At 57.7% G+C, this 19,578-nt stretch carries 16 protein-coding genes and 2 tRNA genes; 11 read left to right on the top strand and 7 right to left on the bottom strand.

What is annotated here, in order from left to right:
- Window positions 1-14: 14 nt before the first annotated feature.
- The 3 genes from ACVWZF_RS06215 to ACVWZF_RS06205 form a co-directional block, all read right to left on the bottom strand.
- Window positions 15-608 (bottom strand): YcnI family protein, encoded by a 594-nt coding sequence (locus tag ACVWZF_RS06215; RefSeq protein ID WP_457411099.1) that lies wholly within the window; start codon window positions 606-608, stop codon window positions 15-17.
- Window positions 609-670: 62 nt separating this feature from the next.
- Window positions 671-970: a hypothetical protein gene (locus ACVWZF_RS06210; protein ID WP_011433132.1), complete on the bottom strand. Its 300-nt coding sequence runs from the start codon at window positions 968-970 to the stop codon at window positions 671-673.
- 47 nt (window positions 971-1,017) lie between these two features.
- The gene (locus ACVWZF_RS06205; RefSeq protein WP_011433133.1) at window positions 1,018-1,359 is read right to left on the bottom strand and encodes a c-type cytochrome; all 342 of its coding nucleotides are present in this window, start codon (window positions 1,357-1,359) and stop codon (window positions 1,018-1,020) included.
- 135 nt (window positions 1,360-1,494) lie between these two features.
- On the opposite strand from ACVWZF_RS06205, the gene dnaG reads away from it, so the two are divergent.
- Window positions 1,495-3,435, top strand: a complete 1,941-nt coding sequence (dnaG, locus tag ACVWZF_RS06200) for a DNA primase (RefSeq protein WP_011433134.1) — start codon at window positions 1,495-1,497, stop codon at window positions 3,433-3,435.
- A gap of 147 nt (window positions 3,436-3,582) precedes the next feature.
- Here the strand turns inward: dnaG and alaS are convergent, their stop codons facing one another.
- Entirely contained in the window at window positions 3,583-6,237 is a 2,655-nt protein-coding gene (alaS, locus tag ACVWZF_RS06195; protein WP_011433135.1) for an alanine--tRNA ligase, read from the bottom strand.
- A 284-nt stretch (window positions 6,238-6,521) separates the two neighbouring features.
- On the opposite strand from alaS, the gene ACVWZF_RS06190 reads away from it, so the two are divergent.
- Window positions 6,522-8,183, top strand: coding sequence for a protein kinase domain-containing protein (locus tag ACVWZF_RS06190; protein WP_011433136.1), 1,662 nt, complete (start codon window positions 6,522-6,524; stop codon window positions 8,181-8,183).
- A 237-nt stretch (window positions 8,184-8,420) separates the two neighbouring features.
- Here ACVWZF_RS06190 and ACVWZF_RS06185 read toward each other — a convergent pair whose 3' ends face one another.
- Window positions 8,421-8,924 carry a hypothetical protein gene (locus ACVWZF_RS06185; protein WP_011433137.1) on the bottom strand — a complete coding sequence of 168 codons (504 nt, stop codon included), beginning with the start codon at window positions 8,922-8,924 and terminating at the stop codon, window positions 8,421-8,423.
- A gap of 49 nt (window positions 8,925-8,973) precedes the next feature.
- Between ACVWZF_RS06185 and ACVWZF_RS06180 the strand changes: the two genes are divergently transcribed.
- The 4 genes from ACVWZF_RS06180 to ACVWZF_RS06165 all read left to right on the top strand — a co-directional run bounded on the left by ACVWZF_RS06180 (window position 8,974) and on the right by ACVWZF_RS06165 (window position 11,043).
- A tRNA-Asp gene (locus ACVWZF_RS06180) sits at window positions 8,974-9,047 on the top strand.
- A 159-nt stretch (window positions 9,048-9,206) separates the two neighbouring features.
- Complete coding sequence (locus ACVWZF_RS06175) at window positions 9,207-10,388, top strand: aldo/keto reductase (RefSeq protein WP_457411097.1); 1,182 nt, start codon at window positions 9,207-9,209, stop codon at window positions 10,386-10,388.
- 134 nt (window positions 10,389-10,522) lie between these two features.
- The gene (locus tag ACVWZF_RS06170; RefSeq protein ID WP_011433139.1) at window positions 10,523-10,792 is read left to right on the top strand and encodes a DUF4258 domain-containing protein; all 270 of its coding nucleotides are present in this window, start codon (window positions 10,523-10,525) and stop codon (window positions 10,790-10,792) included.
- The gene (locus ACVWZF_RS06165) at window positions 10,789-11,043 is read left to right on the top strand and encodes a DUF2283 domain-containing protein (protein WP_011433140.1); all 255 of its coding nucleotides are present in this window, start codon (window positions 10,789-10,791) and stop codon (window positions 11,041-11,043) included. Before ACVWZF_RS06170 ends, ACVWZF_RS06165 begins: the two co-directional genes overlap by 4 nt.
- A gap of 298 nt (window positions 11,044-11,341) precedes the next feature.
- Here the strand turns inward: ACVWZF_RS06165 and ACVWZF_RS06160 are convergent, their stop codons facing one another.
- Window positions 11,342-11,800, bottom strand: coding sequence for a gamma-glutamylcyclotransferase family protein (locus tag ACVWZF_RS06160; protein WP_414342279.1), 459 nt, complete (start codon window positions 11,798-11,800; stop codon window positions 11,342-11,344).
- Window positions 11,801-11,889: 89 nt separating this feature from the next.
- On the opposite strand from ACVWZF_RS06160, the gene ACVWZF_RS06155 reads away from it, so the two are divergent.
- Window positions 11,890-14,238, top strand: a complete 2,349-nt coding sequence (locus ACVWZF_RS06155; RefSeq protein WP_457411095.1) for an AAA family ATPase — start codon at window positions 11,890-11,892, stop codon at window positions 14,236-14,238.
- 227 nt (window positions 14,239-14,465) lie between these two features.
- Here ACVWZF_RS06155 and ACVWZF_RS06150 read toward each other — a convergent pair.
- Window positions 14,466-14,539 (bottom strand) — tRNA-Pro (locus tag ACVWZF_RS06150).
- Between the two features lie 290 nt (window positions 14,540-14,829).
- On the opposite strand from ACVWZF_RS06150, the gene rpsB reads away from it, so the two are divergent.
- The 4 genes from rpsB to queG all read left to right on the top strand — a co-directional run bounded on the left by rpsB (window position 14,830) and on the right by queG (window position 19,202).
- On the top strand, window positions 14,830-15,624 hold the full coding sequence (rpsB, locus tag ACVWZF_RS06145; RefSeq protein ID WP_011433146.1) for a 30S ribosomal protein S2: 795 nt from the start codon (window positions 14,830-14,832) through the stop codon (window positions 15,622-15,624).
- Window positions 15,625-15,768: 144 nt separating this feature from the next.
- Entirely contained in the window at window positions 15,769-16,560 is a 792-nt protein-coding gene (gene tsf, locus ACVWZF_RS06140; RefSeq protein WP_457387299.1) for a translation elongation factor Ts, read from the top strand.
- 222 nt (window positions 16,561-16,782) lie between these two features.
- Window positions 16,783-18,198 (top strand): amidohydrolase, encoded by a 1,416-nt coding sequence (locus tag ACVWZF_RS06135; protein WP_457411093.1) that lies wholly within the window; start codon window positions 16,783-16,785, stop codon window positions 18,196-18,198.
- A gap of 14 nt (window positions 18,199-18,212) precedes the next feature.
- Window positions 18,213-19,202, top strand: a complete 990-nt coding sequence (queG, locus tag ACVWZF_RS06130; protein WP_457411092.1) for a tRNA epoxyqueuosine(34) reductase QueG — start codon at window positions 18,213-18,215, stop codon at window positions 19,200-19,202.
- Window positions 19,203-19,578 lie beyond the last annotated feature (376 nt).

The raw sequence follows: 19,578 nt of genomic DNA, 5'->3' as shown, positions 1-19,578 counted from the left end.
CCTAAGCAGACCGCTTAGCGGGTACCGTGACCATGCCCATGTCCATGCCCGTGGCCGTGCCCATGTCCACTGTCTCCACCTGTCAGCTTCAGCAGCGGAGCCGGCTCCGGCAAACTGTTGGGATCCTCGCCAGGCTGAGCCACCTGAATCCAGCGGTGCATGCCTTTTTCGCACTCCTGGATCACCGGGATGGGGATGACCTCGCCGGGCCGATCCGGCAGCTTGGCGCGGATGCTGAACTCATCCATGAACTCATCGGGCAGCGAGCCGCCGCTCCAGATCACCTCGGCAACCGTTTCGGTAATCATCTTCCCATGCGACTCATAGGGGGTCTCCAGCGGCTTTTTGACCGTCTCGATTTTCCACAGGGGATGCACCATCGGCTTCACAGAGACGAATCCCTCCGGGATCTGCACCCGCAGGCGCACGGTCGGGGATCCATCGCAGCCATGGGGCACCCGAAAGGTGAGCTTGGCAAAGCTGCCCGCCGGGGCCTCTTTGGGATGGACGGTAACATGGGCCCAGGCAGAGGAAAGGGGTAAAAAACTCATTCCCAGGGCCAGCAGAGATTTCTTGGCCAGGGTCAAGTAACTTTGCAGACTGAACATTCGCAGATGCTCCTTATAAACCTGTAGGGAAAGAGAAAAATGCAGTGTTTGTTGGTCAAAACCTAGGGATGGTGATGGGATCCGTGGGATTCCATCAGGCTCATGCTGTGCTGGCCCCAACTGGAGAGACCCATGGACACCAGGCCGGCGCTGGCCAAGCCCATGGACACCAGCCCAAAGGAGAGAGCGCCCATGGCTACTAGGCCAATGGAGAGGATGCCGTGGGTGACCACGCCGATGGCTACCACCCCATGGGCAGAAATGCCCACCGCCACTAGCCCATGGGCCCCTATGCCCACTGAGAGAAGCTGGCGGCGGGATCCCTGTCCTTCACATCCCTGCTCGTGAGGCAGCCGCTCCACTGGTCTCCCCTGGAGCAGGGCTGGATCTTGAGTCCTCTCTTTGGACACTAGCCTCTACTCCAGTTGTGCTCAGCGCGATCCAAAACGTAGGCCGCCACCGCCTCGATCTCCTCCGGCTTGAGAATCTTGGCAAAAGCCGGCATGGCCCCTTTGCCGTTTCTCACTTGGGCCTGGATCAGCTCAGGGGTGTCTACGTGGTACTCATGAAGAGCCGCCAGAGAAAGGTTTTTCGCTGCCACCAAAGTGTTGCGCCCGTTCAAGTGACAACCCACACATTTGGCCTGAAAGACCTTGGCTCCCAAGGCCAAATCAGGCTCAGCAGAAGCCATTTGCGGGCCTAAAAAGAGGGCAAATACTGCCACCAAAAGCCCGATAAAAAGGTTGATCATTCGCATTTTCATCTCAGGGACTGACCGAAAACTAGCCTTTAAGGCCCGCCCATTATCCCAAGCCCGTTGGGCCAGGTCAAAAGACGGCCTGTCGAGCTTCCCCCGGCTACCATAAGGTCAGGATCCCCCGAAGCCATGAGCGGTCTGCCCCCCGATTTCATTCAGTTGGTGCGCCAAAAGGCCGACCTCGTGGAAGTGGTGGCCGAAAAAGTGGTGCTGCGCAAGCAGGGAAAGAACTTCGTTGGGCTTTGCCCTTTCCACAACGACCACAAACCCAGTTTTCAGGTCAGCCCCAGCAAGCAGATCTACAAGTGCTTCTCCTGCGGGGCAGGGGGAGATGTGCTGCGCTTTGTCATGCAGACCGAGCATCTCTCCTTTGCTGAGGCCGTGCGCCACTTGGCGCGGCGATACCACATACCTCTGCCCACCCGCAATCCCGAGGCGCAGCCCTTGGGATCCCTTGATGAGCGGGAGCTCTCCCACCGGGAAAAGCTGCTGGAGATTTTGGCCATGGCTGCCGATTTTTATCGGCATGCCCTCCGATCCCAGCTAGGATCCGCCGCCCGCCAGTACCTGCACAGCCGCCACCTGAGCGAAGAAACTTTGCAAAAATTTCAAATCGGCTTTGCTCCCCCCGGCTGGCAATCTCTCTACGAATACTTGGTCAACCACAAGCGCCAACCGGTCAAACTTTTAGAAGAGGCTGGATTGCTGGTTCCCCGCCAGCAGGGATCCGGCCACTACGACCGCTTTCGCAACCGGATCATGCTGCCCATTTTCGATGTGCAGGGGCGGGTGATCGGGTTTGCCGGCAGAGCCTTGGGGGAGTCAGGACAGCCCAAGTACCTCAACTCTCCAGAAACAGAGCTTTTCAACAAAAGCCAGGTGGTCTATGGCCTCAACTTTGCCCGCGATGCCATTGCCAAAGCCGATCAAGTCCTGGTGGTGGAAGGCTACTTCGATGTCATCGCCCTGCATCAGGCGGGAGTTGCCTATGCTGTAGCGGCCATGGGCACTGCTTTGACACCCCACCAGGTGAAGACCCTGCTGCGCTACACCCAGTCGAAGCGGCTGATCCTCAATTTTGATGCGGATCGGGCCGGTTTGAACGCCGCCAGCCGGGCCATTGAAGCCATTGAAGAACAAGCGCGGCGCGGAGAAATTGAGCTGCGCATTCTCACCCTTCCTGAGGGCAAAGATGCCGACGAGTTTTTGCGGGAGTACAAGAGCTCGGCCCCGCCGACGCGAGCGGTTGCTGAACTGCAAACCCTGATCGAGCAAGCTCCCCTGTGGCTGGATTGGCGAATTGAACAGGTGTTGGCCGGTCGGGATCTGAGCCGGGCCACCGATTTTCAGCAGGCCCGTCAAGCCCTTGTGCAACTGCTGGCCGGTTTGGGTGGACAATGGCGCTCTTTGTATTTGCACAAAGTGGCAGAATTGCTCAGCCGCGGCAACGGTCGCCTCAGTCGAGACTTGGAAGAAGACCTGCGCCGAGCCGTGCGGCAGTACCGCTGGGCCAAACCCCAGCAACCTTCCCTCAATAAGGGATCCAAACTCTTGCAATCTGAGTCCCATCTTTTGCAGATCTTTCTGCATTTTGGCGAGTATCGCCACGAAATTCGCCAAACTTTGCTGGAGCGGGAGCTGCAATTTAGTTTTCGCCCCCACCGGGAGCTGTGGCAGCGGATCTTGGAACTGATCTCGGCTCAGCCGGAGCTGGAAGAGCAAGAAGAGACGTTGCTGACGGCTTTGCGCACCCTCTGTGCCCAAGATGAGCAGCTCAACGAGCGCCTCAGCCATCTGCTTTGGCTGGACGAAAATACCCGCGTAGCCCTGATGCGTCCACGGATGGTGGTGCGGGCCGCCATTGCCAACATGGAGCTGGAAATTCGCCAGAAGCGCTACCGCTATTGGACCCAACTGTGGGATCAAGCCTTTTCCGAAGGCAACACTGCCCTGGCCGCCCAGTACCAGGCCAGCATCCAGCAGGAATACCAAGCGATTCAGGCGCTGCAGCGGCAGGTGCAACTGAGCCTGGAAGACATGTCGGAAACCCCACTGGCCGAAGATTTATAGTCATTTCGATTCAAACTAGGACACTAAACCCATAACCCCATACGCGGCCAGAAGGCTTCTCTCTATAGCCCGAGTGTCTCACCCTAAACTGAACAGACTGTAGTGGCTGATGGACGGCCTGTTGGTGCTCAAAAGGGCTTCGCTCCCCTAGCGCGAGATCAGCTCCGCTTGCAACCGCTCCCGGGCCACCTGCAAAGCCTCTGCCAATTTCTCCGGCTGTTTGCCCCCAGCTTGGGCCAAGTTGGGCCGTCCGCCGCCGCCCCCTCCGGTGAGTTTGGCAATCTCGCCGATGAAGGATCCCGCCTTCAGGCCAAGTTGCTGCACAGCAGGGCTAAAGGCAGCCACCAGGCTGACCTTGCCGGCTTCCGGCACCGATCCCAGCACCACTGCCCCTTCCCCCAGCTTGTGGAGCAGATGCTCGGCAGCGGTTTTGAGGGCCTCAGGGGTGGTGGATCCCAGCTCGGCCACCAGCACCTTGAGATCTGCGACGGCAACCGCCTGGGCCAGCAGACCTTCGGCCTGTAGCAAGGCCAACTGGCTGCGCACCTCTTCCAGTTCCTTCTGGGCAGCTTTCAGCTCCGCCTGTAGGGCGGCAACCCGCTCCGGCAGTTCCTGGGGCTTGGCTTTAAATTGAGCGCTCAGCTCCCGCACCACCCTGTCCCGTTCGTTCAGGTATTCCAGCACAGCCGGCCCGGCCACGGCCTCGATGCGGCGGATCCCAGCAGCCACTCCCGTCTCGGCGATGATCTTGAACAGGCCGATCTCGGCGGTGTTGTTGACATGGGTGCCGCCACACAGCTCCATCGACACCCCCGGAAAGTCGATCACCCGCACCTCAGCGCCGTATTTTTCCCCGAACATGGCCACGGCACCTCTGGCTTTGGCTTCGGCCAGGGGCATGATCGCCACTTGAGCAGCATGGGCCTCGGCAATCCAGGTGTTCACCAAGTTCTCGATCTGTTCCAGCTCCTCAGGGGTGACTGGCCGGGATAGGGTGAAATCAAAGCGCAGCCGGTCAAAAGCCACCAGGGATCCCGCCTGACCAATCGAGGGATCGACAATTCTTTTCAGGGCTGCCTGCAGCAGGTGGGTGGCGGTGTGGTGGGCTTGGGCGCGCCGCCGACAGGCCAGGTCGATTTGGGCTTGGACGGGATCCCCCACCCGCAGGATCCCGCGTTCCACACGGCCAAAGTGAACGAACAGATCCCCTTGCTTTTGCACATCTTCAATCCGCACCAGCAGGCCGTCCCCAGAAAGGTAGCCCCGGTCGCCAATTTGTCCACCGGCTTCGGCGTAGAAGGGCGTGCGATCCAAAACGACCTGCACTGCCTGCCCTGCCTCCACTTGGGGCACCGATTTTCCCTCGACCAACAGGGCCTCGACCACGCCGCGGGCGGAAGATTGGCTGTATCCCAAAAACTCCGTTTGGCTGAGGAAATCCGCCAACTCGTCCAGGGATCCCTGGGCTGTGAGGTCGATGGTTTGGTGGGCGGCGCGGGCCCGCTGCCGCTGTTTCTCCATTTCTTGTTCAAAGCCCTCCAGATCCACGCTGAAGCCGTGTTCCTGGGCAATTTCTTGGGTTAGCTCCAGCGGAAAACCGTAGGTATCGAAGAGCTTGAAGGCGTCGGCGCCGGAGATCTGCTTTGGCGAGCTGCTGTCACGGCGGGAAGATTCGACAGCAGTAAACAAATCCAGCAGTAGCCGTTCCCCCCGCTCCAGGGTTTTGAGAAACTGCTCTTCCTCCCGTTGCAGCTCGGTCTTGATCAGGGTTTCTCGCTCCCGCACCTGAGGATAGGCAGCCTCGGCCAACTGAATCGCGGTCTCGATCACCGGGATGGTGAAAGGCTCGCCGATCCCCAGCAACCGACCGTGGCGCACCATCCGCCGGATCAGCCGCCGCAGCACATAGCCCCGATCCACATTGGAAGGAAGCACCCCATCGGCAATCAAGTGCATCACTGCCCGCGCGTGATCCCCGATCACCTTCAGAGAGATCTGCTGCTCCGGGTTGGCCTTGGAGTAGTTCAGCCCGGCGATCCCAGCCGCCGTTTGAATGATGGGAAAGATCAAGTCCGTCTCGTAGTTGTTGGGCACCCCCTGCAACACTTGGGCCAACCGCTCCAACCCCAGGCCGGTGTCGATGTTTTGCTTGGCCAGCGGCATCAGGTGACCTTCGCTATCCCGGTTCAGCTCCATGAACACCAGGTTGTAGATCTCCAGAAAGCGGGAGTCATCCTCCAAATCGATCCGCTCATCCCCCAGCTCCGGCTTGAAGTCGTAGTAAATCTCAGAACAAGGGCCACAGGGGCCGGTGGGGCCGGCAGCCCAGAAATTATCCGCCTCTCCCATGCGCTGGATGCGGTGGGCCGGGATCCCTATCTCATCTCGCCAGAGGGCAAAAGCCTCCTCATCTTCGCGAAAGACGCTCACCACCAGCCGTTCCGGGGGCAGGCCGAAAACCTCCGTCACCAGCTCCCAGGCCCAGGCAATGGCCTCTTTTTTGAAGTAGTCGCCAAAGCTGAAGTTGCCCAGCATCTCGAAGAAGGTGTGGTGGCGCGCCGTTCGGCCCACGTTCTCGATGTCGTTGGTGCGCACACATTTCTGGGCCGTTGTAACCCGTGGGTACTCCGGATCCCGTTGCCCCAGGAAAATGGGCTTAAAGGGCAACATGCCAGCAATGGTCAGCAGCACCGTTGGATCTTCTGGCACCAAGGAGGCGCTGGGCAACACCTGGTGGCCCCGCTGGGCGTAGAAGTCCAGAAAAGTTTGCCGAATGGCGGCACCGGAAAGAGCTGGAAACATGACAGGCGAAGATGGCTGTATTCATCAATTCTAAGTTTTCCCTCTGCAGGGCAGTCCAGCCCTTGTTGTTCTCCTCTGTTCCACCAAACCCCATCCGCCGAAAACCTAAGCGATTTGTCCGATTAACCTCAGGGCGGGCAGACGCTAAGATCAGCCTATCTGAGGCAGTTGTGCAAGATTTGTTTCTTCTTGGTCTAACCTGTATGTATCTCTCACAACTTGCCTGCCGACTTCTTGGCTCCGTCTCGGTTGTCCGGATCGCCAGCCGGTAACCCCAAACTGGTATGCCCACTTGCTACTGCCTTAACCCTGCCTGTTTGCACCCGGAAAACCCGGCGGATGCCTCTACCTGTGCCTCTTGTGGCCATCCCCTCCTGCTGCGCAATCGCTACCGGGCCTTCAAGCGCATCGGCCAGGGGGGATTTGGCTCTACCTTTTTGGCGCGGGATGAGGACATGCCCTCCAAACCTTGGCGGGTGATCAAGCAGTTGCGCCCGGTCGAGGGATCCCCGCAACTGGCCAAGCTGGCGGAGGAGCTCTTCAATCGCGAGGCCCAAGTGTTGGAGCGCCTGGGGGAACATTCGCAGATCCCCAAGCTCTACGCCCACTTTCAGGAAGGCGGCAAGTTCTACTTGGTGCAGGAATTTATCCAGGGCACCACCCTCTCCCAAGAAATGCGTCGCAATGGGCCCTTTTCCGAAGAACAAACCCGGCAGGTGATGCAGGAGGTGCTGCTGATCCTCAGCTATGTCCACAGCCACAACACGGTTCACCGAGACATTAAACCCGCCAACCTGATTCGTCGCAAAGAAGATGGCCGATTGGTGCTGATCGACTTTGGGGCCGTCAAGCAGCTCGGCCCGGGCCAGGATTCGGCAGAAGAGGCGACGGCCATTCGCTCGCTGGGCTTTTCTCCCCCGGAGCAAGTAGCCGGCCAGGCGGTCGGTCCCTCTAGCGATCTCTATGCTTTGGCGGCTACCTGCATCAACTTGATGACGTTGGAATCTCCGGCCAAGTTTTATAACCATGAAACGGGGCAGTGGGATTGGTCGGATGAACTGCAGCTTAGCCCTGAATTCGACGCCATTTTGCACCGCATGTTGCAGCCGGCCATCAATCAGCGCTTTGCCACCGCCACCGAGGTCTTGCGGGCGTTGCAAGGGATCCCGGTGGAAGAGGCAGGCGGCCCGATCTCTCAGCCGATTGTGTTGCCCAGCTCTCCCCTGTCTGCCAATCCCAGCACATCGGTGATCTCCGGCTACTGGGCCAAGCGCCGCTCAGGCGGTTTCTCGCCCACACCCCTACCTCAGTTCACCGCAGGGGGAATGACAGCCAGCAGCCCGCTATCCATCCCCTCTGAGTGGGGGAGCACCACCGGTTTTACCCAACTGGGCCGAGCCAGTAGCATCACAGGCGGCGGACGGATCAAGCCGGCCACCCCACCGCGGATCCCTTCCATGGCGGGGGCCGATCTACGGGGCAAGTCCTTTGCCAACCAAAACCTAGCCGGCTATGATTTGCGCCAGGCCGATCTGCGGGGGGCCGATTTCTCAGGGGCCAACTTGCAGGGGGCGGATCTGCGCGGGATCCTCTTCAACACCCCTCAACCCCATTGGCTACGGGTTTTGAGCCAACTGTCTGGATCGGCCAAAACATTGGGAGGGATCCTGACAGGCTTGGGGGGGCTGCTGGGCTCAGGGATCCTGGCCTTTTTGCTTGTCCGCCTGACCACGGGCAATTTGGTTTATGCGTTAGGAGCGGCTGGGATCGCCTTGGTGGTGGCCAGCTCGGTGATCTGGTCGATGGGCGGTGGGGTTCGTTTGGCTCGATACCCAGAAGAAAAGAGCAAGCGCTTTACCAACTTTTGCAAAGCGGATCTACGGGGGGCGCGGATGGACGAGAAGCTACGGAAGTTTGCCCGCCGACAGGGGGCCATCTTGAGTTGACGCAGGGCGGATTGCGGATCTGGCGGATCTGGAATTTTGCGTTGCGATCTTTAAACTTTATAGATCTTTAATAGTTTTATAGTTGTTTCAGGTTAGGATGAGACGTCTGGGCTACTGATCGCGCCGGCGGGACGGAGTCCTTAGAAAAGCCTTCTGGCCCTCCGCATTCAACGCTTTGTCCTAGTTTGAATCGAAATGACCACAAAACCATAAAATAAAAGAGAAAAGTTCAAGAGCTCAAGCCATTGAAGGGGGTGGGGAAGCCCATCTGCGAAGAGACCGGTTGACCTGTTCCGTCAGAGCTCGGCAGGCTACGGTTTTGCCCTGTTGCCGATCCCCAGCTTGGTCGTAAAAGACAATACCATCGGCCCGAGAAAGGCCCAACGCCAAGAACAACAGCTCCAAGACCCCAAAAGAAGCGGTCTCCAGCTCCGGCGCTCGATCCTTAAGCTCTGCCAGCGTGGTGTGGGCATCTTCCAGGTGGCCGAAGGCCGGGATCCACAGATGGGTCGTCGGCTGGGATCCCTCTGAGGATGAGTCGCCAGCAGCAGGATCCTCGACCACCCGCACCGTCAGCCAGCCGCCATCGGGGTAGCGCAAGGTGGTGTATTGCAGGTGATCCAGGTGTTGAGCCACCTGAGTGAGCACATCCGCCACCTGTTGCATTGCCGCCGTCGGGATCCCATTTTGGGGAGCAGTATCCACAAGGGTTGCGGCCTGTGCTGCCAAACTAACCACCATGATTGACAACAATCCTCATTCACATCCAGAATAGATATTCGCAGCGATTGGGGCTGTAGTTCAATTGGTTAGAGCACCGCCCTGTCACGGCGGAAGTTGCGGGTTCGAGCCCCGTCAGCCCCGTACTCTTGAGAACACTCTAGCTTAGTCGCTCTCCTGCAGCCTCATATCTCCAGACTGATCTGATTTCTGATGGAGACTGCTGCGCAACGCGGTCGGCCTGGGGTTTAAGCTTCGGCGGTGGGGCCACTCTAAAATGGGGCTTAGTCCAGGGGAAAAACCATGCAGTATCGCAGATTTGGGCGTACCGAGCTGCCTATGCCTGTGCTGAGCTGTGGTGGCATGCGCTATCAACACAGTTGGCAAGATACTCCTTGGTCAGGGATCCCAGCGGCAAGCCAGCAGAACCTGGAGGCGACGATTCGCCGGGCCTTGGAGGTGGGCATCAACCACATCGAAACTGCCCGCGGCTATGGCACTTCTGAAATGCAGTTGGGCCGCATTTTGCCGCTCTTTCCCCGGCAAGATCTGATTGTGCAGACGAAAATTGGCCCCAGCGCCGACCCGCAGCAGTTCCTGGCCAAGTTCGAGCAATCGATGAGCTACTTGAACCTCGATTATGTGGATCTGCTGGCCATCCACGGGTTGAACACCTGGGAAGACTTGGAACACAGCCTGCGTCCAGGGGGGTGTCTGGAGGTGTGTCAGCGCCTGGTACGGCAGGGGCGGGTGCGTTTTGTCGGCTTCTCCACCCATGGGCCGACGGAGTTGATCGTGGAAGCCATACGGTCAGGGGGCTTCGATTACGTCAACCTGCACTGGTATTTTGTCAACCAGACCAACTGGCCTGCCATTGAGGCCGCCGCTCAGCAGGATATGGGGGTATTCATCATCAGTCCCTCGGATAAGGGGGGCAAGCTTTACGATCCGCCCGCCAAGCTGGTGCAGCTGTGCCAACCTCTCAGCCCAATGGTCTTCAACGACCTGTTCTGTCTGTCCCATCCCCAGGTTCACACCCTCAGCATTGGGGCAGCTCGACCCAGCGATTTTGATGAGCACCTGCGGGCGGTGGAGCTGTTGGATCGGGCTGATGAGCTGTTGCCGCCGATCCTGGCCCGCCTAGAGCAAGCTTTGATCGAGAAGGTGGGGGAACACTACGCCAAAACTTGGCACCAGGGCCTGCCTCGCTACGACCAAACCCCCGGACAAGTGAATATCCCGTTCATTCTGCTGCTGCGCAATTTGGTCTTGGCCTATGACTTGGTGGACTATGCCAAGAGCCGTTACAACCTGTTGGGCAATGCCGGCAGTTGGCTCCCCGGCCAGCGGGCAGACAAAGTGGATGCCGAAGCCCTGCGACCTTATCTTATCCACAGCCCCCACCGCGACCGGATCCCGGCTTTGTTGCAAGAAGCCCATCGCCTGCTCTCTGGAGCTGAGGTGAAGCGCCTATCTCAGAGCTAGCTTGCTCAGGGATCCCCCCGTTTGACGGTCGAGATCCGGTGGAGAAGATGATATGGCAAGGTTTACTCTTTAACCGCAGGAAAAAAAGAGTTGTCAGCTCCCGCCAGCGGCTCCTTATCTCATTTGGGTAGCTCGTGTTAGAGTCTGAGCACTTTCGGCTATCTGAGCATGCGTTGAGACGGCTGCAGCAGCGACAAGAGATCGCAAGCCAGTGGATCGAGAGAGTTCTGAGCTGCCCTGACTACGTACAAGTGGATCCCAAAGATCCTCAGCTCAAGCAAGCCTATGGTCGAATTCCGGAGTACGGCAATCGCCTCCTGAAGATTGTTTACGATGAATCAACGGATCCTTGGACAGTGGTGACTATCTTTTTTGATCGAACAATGGGGAAAAAGCTGCCATGAGACCTTTCATCGAGTTTGATCCTGATGTGGATGCTGGATATATTCGTTTGACAACAGCTCAAGTCCAAAGCTCAGAGGAGATTGCCCCTGGGGTTGTTTTGGATTTCGACAAGGAAAATCAACTGGTTGGAGTTGAGGTTCTCTCTGTTCATCGACAAATGGATAGCGACATTAAAATGCTTCCGCAAGAGATTCAAGACTACATCGTTTTATTGAGAAACTCCGTGTTGCAAGAACAGTTACTGAGTTAGATGAGAGTCTGGCAACACTAGCCCCACCGCATCTGTAGACGCAAGAGGAGTACCATTGCGATGGCCAGCCTTTTACTGTGGCCTGTTTGGCATGGTTGTAGGTGATTGAGATAACAGTCGCCGACCTTTCGGATTGCCAACGGATGTGCCGTCACTTTTATCGGATAGGCCGCACTCTCTTGGATCTGGACGCTGCCAAAACCGTTCGGGATCAACCCACCTGGTTTGAGGCTCCATCTTGAGGTCAGGGGCAGGAACCTGTTTGCCAACAGCCTCAATCCCCTTGGACAGAGTGCTCTCAGCCACCCAACCCCATCGCTTCAATTTGATGAATGTAGTCGGGGGGAAGCCCATGCTCTCGTGCCCCCTTCAAGATTCCTTGAAGATATCCCTCGCTTGGGATCAATGAATCATCAATGAATGAATCTCCCGCCACGTAAGTCATTGCTTCGATCACTTCACCCTCATCGCTTCGAACCTGAACCTGCTGGCGACGGTAATGACCTCCCGGAATTCCTTCATACCGATCCATCCTCTCCAGCCTGTCCGAGCTGCACAGATAGGCAACTCCCCACACAACCCCAGAGGGATCCCGGACAATGTTGGCCTTGCCGGTTCCATCGTTGCCGCGCTTGTTGAACGTCAGGCGGTATCCCTGCAAACGAGCACGCCTAGCTTCCTTGAAATCAACAGCACGGTGTCCCATCTGCTGGGCATCTAGGTTACTTCCGTATGCAAAATACCACTGCTCACTCATCTCTAGTTCCCTTGGTGTCGGGTGAACCCGCCTACCCAGAATTACACTGAGATATTGAGCACATTAGCATCACGGGATCCCGCCCCTCCATGAGCTACTTGGTTATCGACACCGAGGGCAACCCCAACCTCAAAGAAATCGCCCTTATCGACAGCAGCGGCAAGCTTATTTACCATGCCTACACCCAAGAATACTCGCCCCACCACCCCCAGCCCAAACCTTTGGCCCAAATCGTTGCTGACCTGCGGCGCTTGGCACAAGGCAAGACTCTTGTTTTCCACCAAGCAGATCACGACCTAAAAATTCTTAAACAAGCCTTTGACCAAGTTAACCAAGATTGGCTTCCTAACCCCATCTTCTGTACTTGGTCAGCCGCCAAGCAATGTTTTCCCAACCTCGCCGGTTACGGACTCGAGTACCTGAGCAAACATCTTGGGATCCAACTGGAGAGCGGTTACTTCAACTCCAAGTTGGCCCACGACGCCAGCTACGATGCCCTTTTTACCTATCACCTTTACCGCCACCTCACCCACGCTCAGCTCAAAGCCCAGAATGTTCCCAATCCTTTCGCCAACAGCAGAGTTGACAATCCCTTTCAGCATTATCCCGACGAGACCACCATCTATCAGCCTCAGTACCAGCAGCTCACTGCCACCCTACAGGACATCCAACGGGATCCCAACCACCAGAGCCGAGGGGTTGTCTTACTGGGAGAACCTGGATCCGGCAAGACCCACCTGATCATGCGGGTGGCCCAAAACCTCCTGCGCCACAACCGTCTCCTGTTTATCCCTCAGCCCACCCATCCCGACAACATCTACCACCACATCTACAGCCACACCCTGGAATCCCTGCGCGAACGGGTAGATGCCCATCACCACACCCAGCTCGACTACTTGATTGCCAAGAGCTTTGTGGAAATCTTGAAAACCTTCCCCCAAACCTCAAAAACTGAAGAGCTTCTCTCCCTTCTCACGGCGGATCCCCTCAACCTCTTTCATCGCCTGGGAGCAGAAGGCACCGAGCGTCGTCGTCAGCAATGGCAAGCCATTGAAAAACTGGTTCTGCGCTGGTGGGCAGAGCAAAACTTCCTTACCGGTTCCACCGAAAACATTCTCAAGGGCATCATCAAATACTGCAGCTACAGGGATCCCAACCGCCGTCACCAGATCATCCGCTGGCTCAGCGGTACCGACCTGGATCCTGAAGAAACCAACTTGATTGGGTTGCCCCCTTGGAGTGCAGATCTGGATCGCAACACCTTTGCCCTAGAAGGGATAAAAGTCATCGGCAGGCTTTCGCTGCTCGACCAGCCCCTGATCATTGTCTTCGACCAATTGGAGGCTCTGGGCCGAGAAGAAAATCGAGATATCCTCCTCAACTTGGGCGATGCCCTGAAAGAGCTTTTTACCCGTATCCCCAACAGTCTGTTTATCCTCAATCTGTTCCCCGACCGTTGGCAACATTTCCAAACCCAATTTGACCGGGCTACCGTCGATCGCCTCTCCCAAACCGTCCTCTCCCTAGATCTCCCCTCTCTTCCCCAGCTTCAAGCCCTTCTCCAGAGCCGCCTGCCTTCAGGGATCCACCTCCAAGCTCTCTTTACCGCCGATGACCTCAGCGATATCCTCAGCCAACCCTCCATCCGCGCCATTCTCAACCGGGCCTCAGCCTACTATCGCCACTACATCAACGGGATCCCTCTCCCTCCCCAGGTGCAAGTTGTACCCACTGCCAGCAATCTAGCCGCCCGTGTCCAGCGGCTCGAAACTGAGCTGCAAACCCTCAAACAACTGCTCATCCCCCTTCTTCCTGCCCAGAGTCTTGTTGCTGTAGCTCCGCCTCTCCAGCCACCCAGCCTCTCTGAGGATCTTGCCGAAGTCTTGGAACCCTACCTCCGTGATACCGAGGCCCAGCTTCGTGCCAGCTATCCCCAAGAGGCGATTATGGACAGCACAGCCGATATCGGCAAATTGCGCACCATCGTCAATGCCCTGCAAGGGATCCATCCTGTCCCCATGAGTGCCCTGAAGCTGGGCAAACGCAAGCTTCCAGATCACCTCTATTTCCCCAGCCAAAAGCGGGTGATTGCCTTTATCCAAGTGGCTGCTGGCAGCATGTATTGGCAGGTCAATAACTTCAACCAATTGGTGATTGCTCACCCTGGGCTTCAGTTTCTCTTGCTGCGGGACGCCCGCCTCAAGCCTCCTTCTCCAACAGCTACTGCCACCCAAGCGGCCTTGGCTGCCCTCAACAACAGCCCTAATGGCAAGTATGAGCTGCTCACCAAAGAGGATCGCATTCACCTGGAGCTGATGTACAGAATGATCACCGACATCCAAAACCGCGACCTGGAAATCGACCTGACCCAAGCCGTTCGGTATTATCTTGACCACAGGGATCCCCCCCTTATTGCCTGGATCCTGGGCCGTGATTAAGCGCTCCAGATCCGTCGAAACCCCATGTTGTTCAAGGTCGGCTCCGCATCGGGATCCAGCACCGTAAAACCGGGATCCCATATTGTCCGGCCAAGCTTGTGACCTGATTCTTAAGGCTGCCGATCAACGGAGCCAATGGCAAGGGATTGACAGCGGAGCCAAAGTACCTCAAAGTTTCCGGCATAGTGGGCTTTGTCCGGCTCAAGCCCTCCCCTGATTACTCAGTATCGGAGCGGCGGGATTTGAACCCACGACCCCCACTACCCCAAAGTGGTGCGCTACCAAGCTGCGCTACGCCCCGACGCACTTACGGGTAGAAGCCCATGAAGTGCCTAGCTAGTCTAGCATCGGATCGCGGCCAGAGTTAACCCCAAGCTGCGGGATCCCGTGGAAAACATGCTAGCTTAGTTAAGCCGTTAAGAAATCGCACGCCTGAACCACCGGGTGTCCTTACAGCCCTTTCGCGGTTTGCTGCAACAGCTCCTGAGTTCCTTGCCAATGGGGGTAGAGCGCTCTGTGCAGGTAACCGGCGGGAAGGCCGTAACTGGGATCCGTTCGGGCGGAGGCTAACCCGTAGGAGAGGAAAAACTCATGAGCGTAGTCAGTTTGCCTCAACTGTTGGAGGCGGGGGTTCACTTCGGCCACAAGGCCAGCCGCTGGAACCCGAAAATGCGGCCCTACATCTTTACCGAGCGGAACGGCATCCACATCATTGATTTGGTGCAGACGGCCCGCTATCTGAACGAAGCCTACGAGTATGTGCGGGATGCTGCTGACAGGGGTTGGCGCTTCCTGTTTGTGGGCACCAAACGGCAAGCTGCCGGGATCATCGCTCAAGAGGCTCGTCGCTGTGGCAGCTACTACGTCAACCAGCGCTGGTTGGGGGGTATGCTCACCAACTGGGCCACCATCAAAACCCGCATCGACCGCCTCAAAGAAATTGAGGAGATGGAGAGCAGTGGTCTTCTGGATCGCCTGCCCAAACAAGAGGCCAGCCGTCTGCGGCGAGAGTTGGCCAGGTTGGAAAAGTACTTGGGCGGCATTAAAACCATGCGCAAGCTCCCCGATGCGGTGATCATCGTCGATCAGCGGCGGGAGGCCAACGCCGTTCAGGAATGTATCAAGCTGAACATCCCGATCATCTCACTGCTGGACACCAACTGCGACCCCGATCTCAGCGATATCTTCATTCCCTCTAACGACGATGCCATCCGAGCGATTAAGCTGATTGTAGGCAAGTTGGCGGATGCCATCTACGAAGGGCGGCATGGGCAGCTCGACACCGTTGAGGAGGATGAGTACGACTACGAAGGGGCCATGGATCTGGACGACGACATTCTGGAAGACATGGAGGACGAAGAAGAAGGAGAAGCCGAGGAAGGCTAGACCGAGGGCAGGGATCCCGTGCAATCCGGGCACTTCCCTGCCTGTTCCCTATCCAGAGGCGTGTATTCTTGAAATCTAGGTTTACAATTCTACCGAAGCCCGCTCATTCTCACTCATATCCCGCCACATTCTTCCCGTTCTTTCATTCGAGGAGCCCTCATGAGCATTGATGCCAAACTGGTCAAAGAGCTGCGCGAAAAGACGGGCGCAGGCATGATGGACTGCAAAAAAGCCCTGGAAGATTCCGGTGGCGATATGGAGAAAGCCATCACCTGGCTGCGACAGAAAGGGTTGGCAGGGGCAGCCAAAAAGGCCAGTCGCGTCGCGGCAGAGGGGGCAGTTGACAGCTACATCCACTTCGGCAATCGAATTGGGGTGTTGGTGGAAGTGAACTGCGAGACGGACTTCGTGGCCCGCAACGAAGATTTCAAGAAATTGGTGCAAGACATCGCCAAGCAGATTGCCGCCTGCCAAAACGTAGAATACGTCAGCGTTGACCAGATCCCTGCTGAAGTGGTGGAGCGGGAAAAAGCCATTGAAATGGGCAAAGAAGATCTGGCCAATAAGCCGGAGAACATACGCGAGAAGATCGTGCAAGGTCGCATCGAAAAGCGCCTGAAAGAGTTATCCCTGTTGGATCAACCCTTTATTAAAGATTCCTCGATCACGGTGGAGGAATTGGTCAAGCAGCACATTGCCAAACTGGGGGAAAACATTCGGGTGCGGCGGTTTGTGCGCTTTGTCCTGGGAGAGGGGATCGAGAAAGAAGAAGTGGATTTTGCTGCTGAGGTTGCCGCTCAAGCCGGTCTCAAGCCGGCAGAGGCCCCCAAAGTGGAAGAGACTCCACCCGCTCCTCCTGAAGAACCTGCCCCAGAACCGGCCCCTGCTGCCGAGAGCAAGCCGGCCAAAAAAGGCTCCGCCAAGAAAAAGAAATAGCCGGTCAAGGCTGAGCTGTAGGGCCATGTCGGCGGTGCAGAGGCGTTGAAACTGCGTTATGGAGAGTGTGGGCACCTCTATGTCGGCAGTTCTATAACCACTACGCTTGGGTATCCCTTGGGGGAAAGGCTAGGTTATGCATGCAAATGTTTTGATCCTCCCGCCTTGGCAGGGTTAACTCCAGCACGCTAGGGTAGCAGACGGCCTTTTTGGATCCCGGGCATGAGTTTTATCTTGCGCAATGCGTTAATTCCCACCGCCACCGGCTACGAAACCGCAGATGTGCGAATCGAGGGGGAACGGATTGCTGCCATAGGCAGAGGGTTACCCGCAACGGGCGCAGACAGCCTGGAACTGGATGCCAGTAACCAACTCTTGCTGCCGGGCTTTGTCAATGCCCACACCCATTCTTCCGAAATGTGGCAACGAGGGATCATACCGCCCTATCCGCTGGAGCTGTGGCTGGCACAACTGCACGAGTATGCGCCGCCGGATCCGGAAAAAATCTATCTCAGCGCGCTGGGGACGGCGGTGGAAACCCTGCTGACGGGGGGCACCTCGGTGGTGGATCATCTGGTGTTGATCCCAGGCCAAGAGTTGGCCACCATTGAGGCGGCGGTACGGGCCTACCGAGAAGTCGGGATCCGCGCCTTCGTGGGCCCCTTGATCCAGGATCAGGCTCTCTCTCGGGGGTTGCCCAGCAGCTCCTCTTGGGATCGGGAGCCGGAAACCTATCCCCTCTCCACAGCAGAGGTGCTGGCCATTGTGGAAGAGGCGGTGCAGCGCTTTCACCGGCCAGAAGAGGGCATTACCCTCATGGTGGCTCCCACAGGGATCCAACTGTGCTCAGACGAGCTGTTCAAGGGCTGTGCGGAGTTGAGCCAGAAGTATGACCTACCCCGCCACGCCCACCTGTTGGAAACCCGCGCCCAGCAGATGTTGGCCCAGGAAAAGTACGGCTGTAGTGCTGTGGAGCATCTGGAGCGCTTGGGCTACCTAGACCGGAAAACTTCCTTGGCCCACTGCGTCTGGCTCAGCGATGCCGATATTGAAATCCTGGCCCGTACCGGCTCTACGGTTGTTCACAACCCCCTGAGCAACCTGCGCCTAGGCAGCGGCATTGCCCCCATCTTGAAATACCGCCGGGCAGGGGTGAACGTGGCCTTTGGCTGCGATGGGGCTGCCAGCAACGATTCCCAGGATCTCCTGGAGGCCATCAAAATCGGCACCATCCTGCACAACATCACCGATCCCGACTACCGCCACTGGATCTCGCCCCGCGAGAGTGTGGAGATGGCCTCCCGCGGTGGGGCCATTGGCCTGGGGCTAGGGGAGGAGCTGGGATCCCTGGAAGTGGGCAAGCAAGCGGATCTGGTGCTGTACGATCTCACCCAACTGTCGCTGTTGCCCCGTACCGATCCCATTGGGCTGCTGGTGTTGGGTCGGCCCACCCAGGCAGTGCATAGCGTTTGGGTGCGAGGAAAACAGGTGGTGTCCGGCGGAGCCGTAACGACGGTGGATGTGGCTAATCTGCGACAGGAGTTGTTTGCTTGTAGCTCCTGGGATCCCTTCCGCCGATCCCAGCAGGCAGAGCATCTGGAAGCTCGTTATCGTCGGGTGATGGGCTTGCCAAAGTAGCGTTGGATGTCCCTGTGTGGCCAGAAGAAGCAGACCGGGCCAGCATCACAGAGCAGGTGAAACGACAGGCCCTGGCCCTGGGTTTTGACAAAGTCGGCATTGCCAGCATAGAGGATCCCCCCGACTTGCGGGGCCTGCAAGCTTGGCTGGCTGCGGGCATGGCCGCCGACATGGCCTGGATGGCGGATCCTAGGCGAATGGATCCAAAGCAGGTGCTGCCGGGGGTGCAGTCGTTGGTCTGTGTGGCTTTGAATTACTACACCCCCATCCGCCACAGCCAGGATCCCGGCAAAGGCAAGATCTCCCGCTACGCTTGGGGTCGAGATTATCACCGCGTGTTGGGACGGCGGCTGAAGCAGCTCCACCTCTGGATGCAAGCGCAATTTCCGAACTACCGCGGTCGATGCTATGTCGATACCGGCCCGGTGGCGGAAAAGCCCTGGGCCATGCAGGCGGGCTTGGGTTGGATCGGCAAAAACAGCCTGTTGCTCACCCGCGAGTACGGCTCCTGGGTGTTTCTGGGAGTGATCCTGACCACCCTGCCGTTGCTCCCTGACCAGCCCCACACCGCTCACTGCGGCACCTGTACCCGCTGCCTAGAGGCTTGCCCCACGCAGGCCATCGTCAGTCCGGGGGTGGTCGATTCCCGCCGCTGCATCGCCTATCACACCCTAGAAAGCCACGCTGAGCGGATCCCTGCCAAGATTGCCCAGAACCTGCACAACTGGGTGGCCGGCTGTGACATCTGCCAGGAGGTCTGCCCTTGGAACCAACGCTTTGCCCAACCCAGCCGGATCCCGGATTTTCAGCCTTACCCTTGGAACGTTGCCCCCGATCTCCAAGAACTGGCCCAGATGGAAGATGGGGAATTCGACCAGAAGTTTCCCGCCTCTGCCTTGCGCCGGCTCAAGGCCCACCGCCTGCGCCGCAACGCCCAAGCAGCCCTGGAAGGCAATTCCAGCTCTGCAGCTGGCAGCAACGATTTGGAAGCCCCCTCTACTTAACTTGGATACGCTTTCCTAGCAGGATCTTGCGGCCTCGAGGCCGGCGCCAGAAAATGGTGGGGCTATTGTCTCTGGGCCAGGGACGCAAGCTAACATACATGCCCTACCCTCTTTCTGAGGCCACAGTGCTGGGCCGCCATGGTCTTGCTCTCGTGGGAGCGGTTTTGCGCAAAGGACGTGTGGACTTGGTGCAGGAATTTACCCACCGCTTTGTTTGAGCTGGATCGACTCAAACACAGTAGCCCCACCTAAAACACGGTCATTTCAAGCTAGATTAGGACACTGATACATTCACGCTGAACTCTCCTGAACATGGTTCAGGAAAGAAGCGATCGCATCCTGCCTATCTCTGTTCGCGTCAGCGGGACGGAGTCCA

The sequence above is a fragment of the Thermostichus sp. OS-CIW-30 genome (assembly GCF_054060215.1).
The sequence above is the reverse complement of the archived record's forward strand: the minus strand, read 5'-3'. Positions and strand labels throughout refer to the sequence as shown.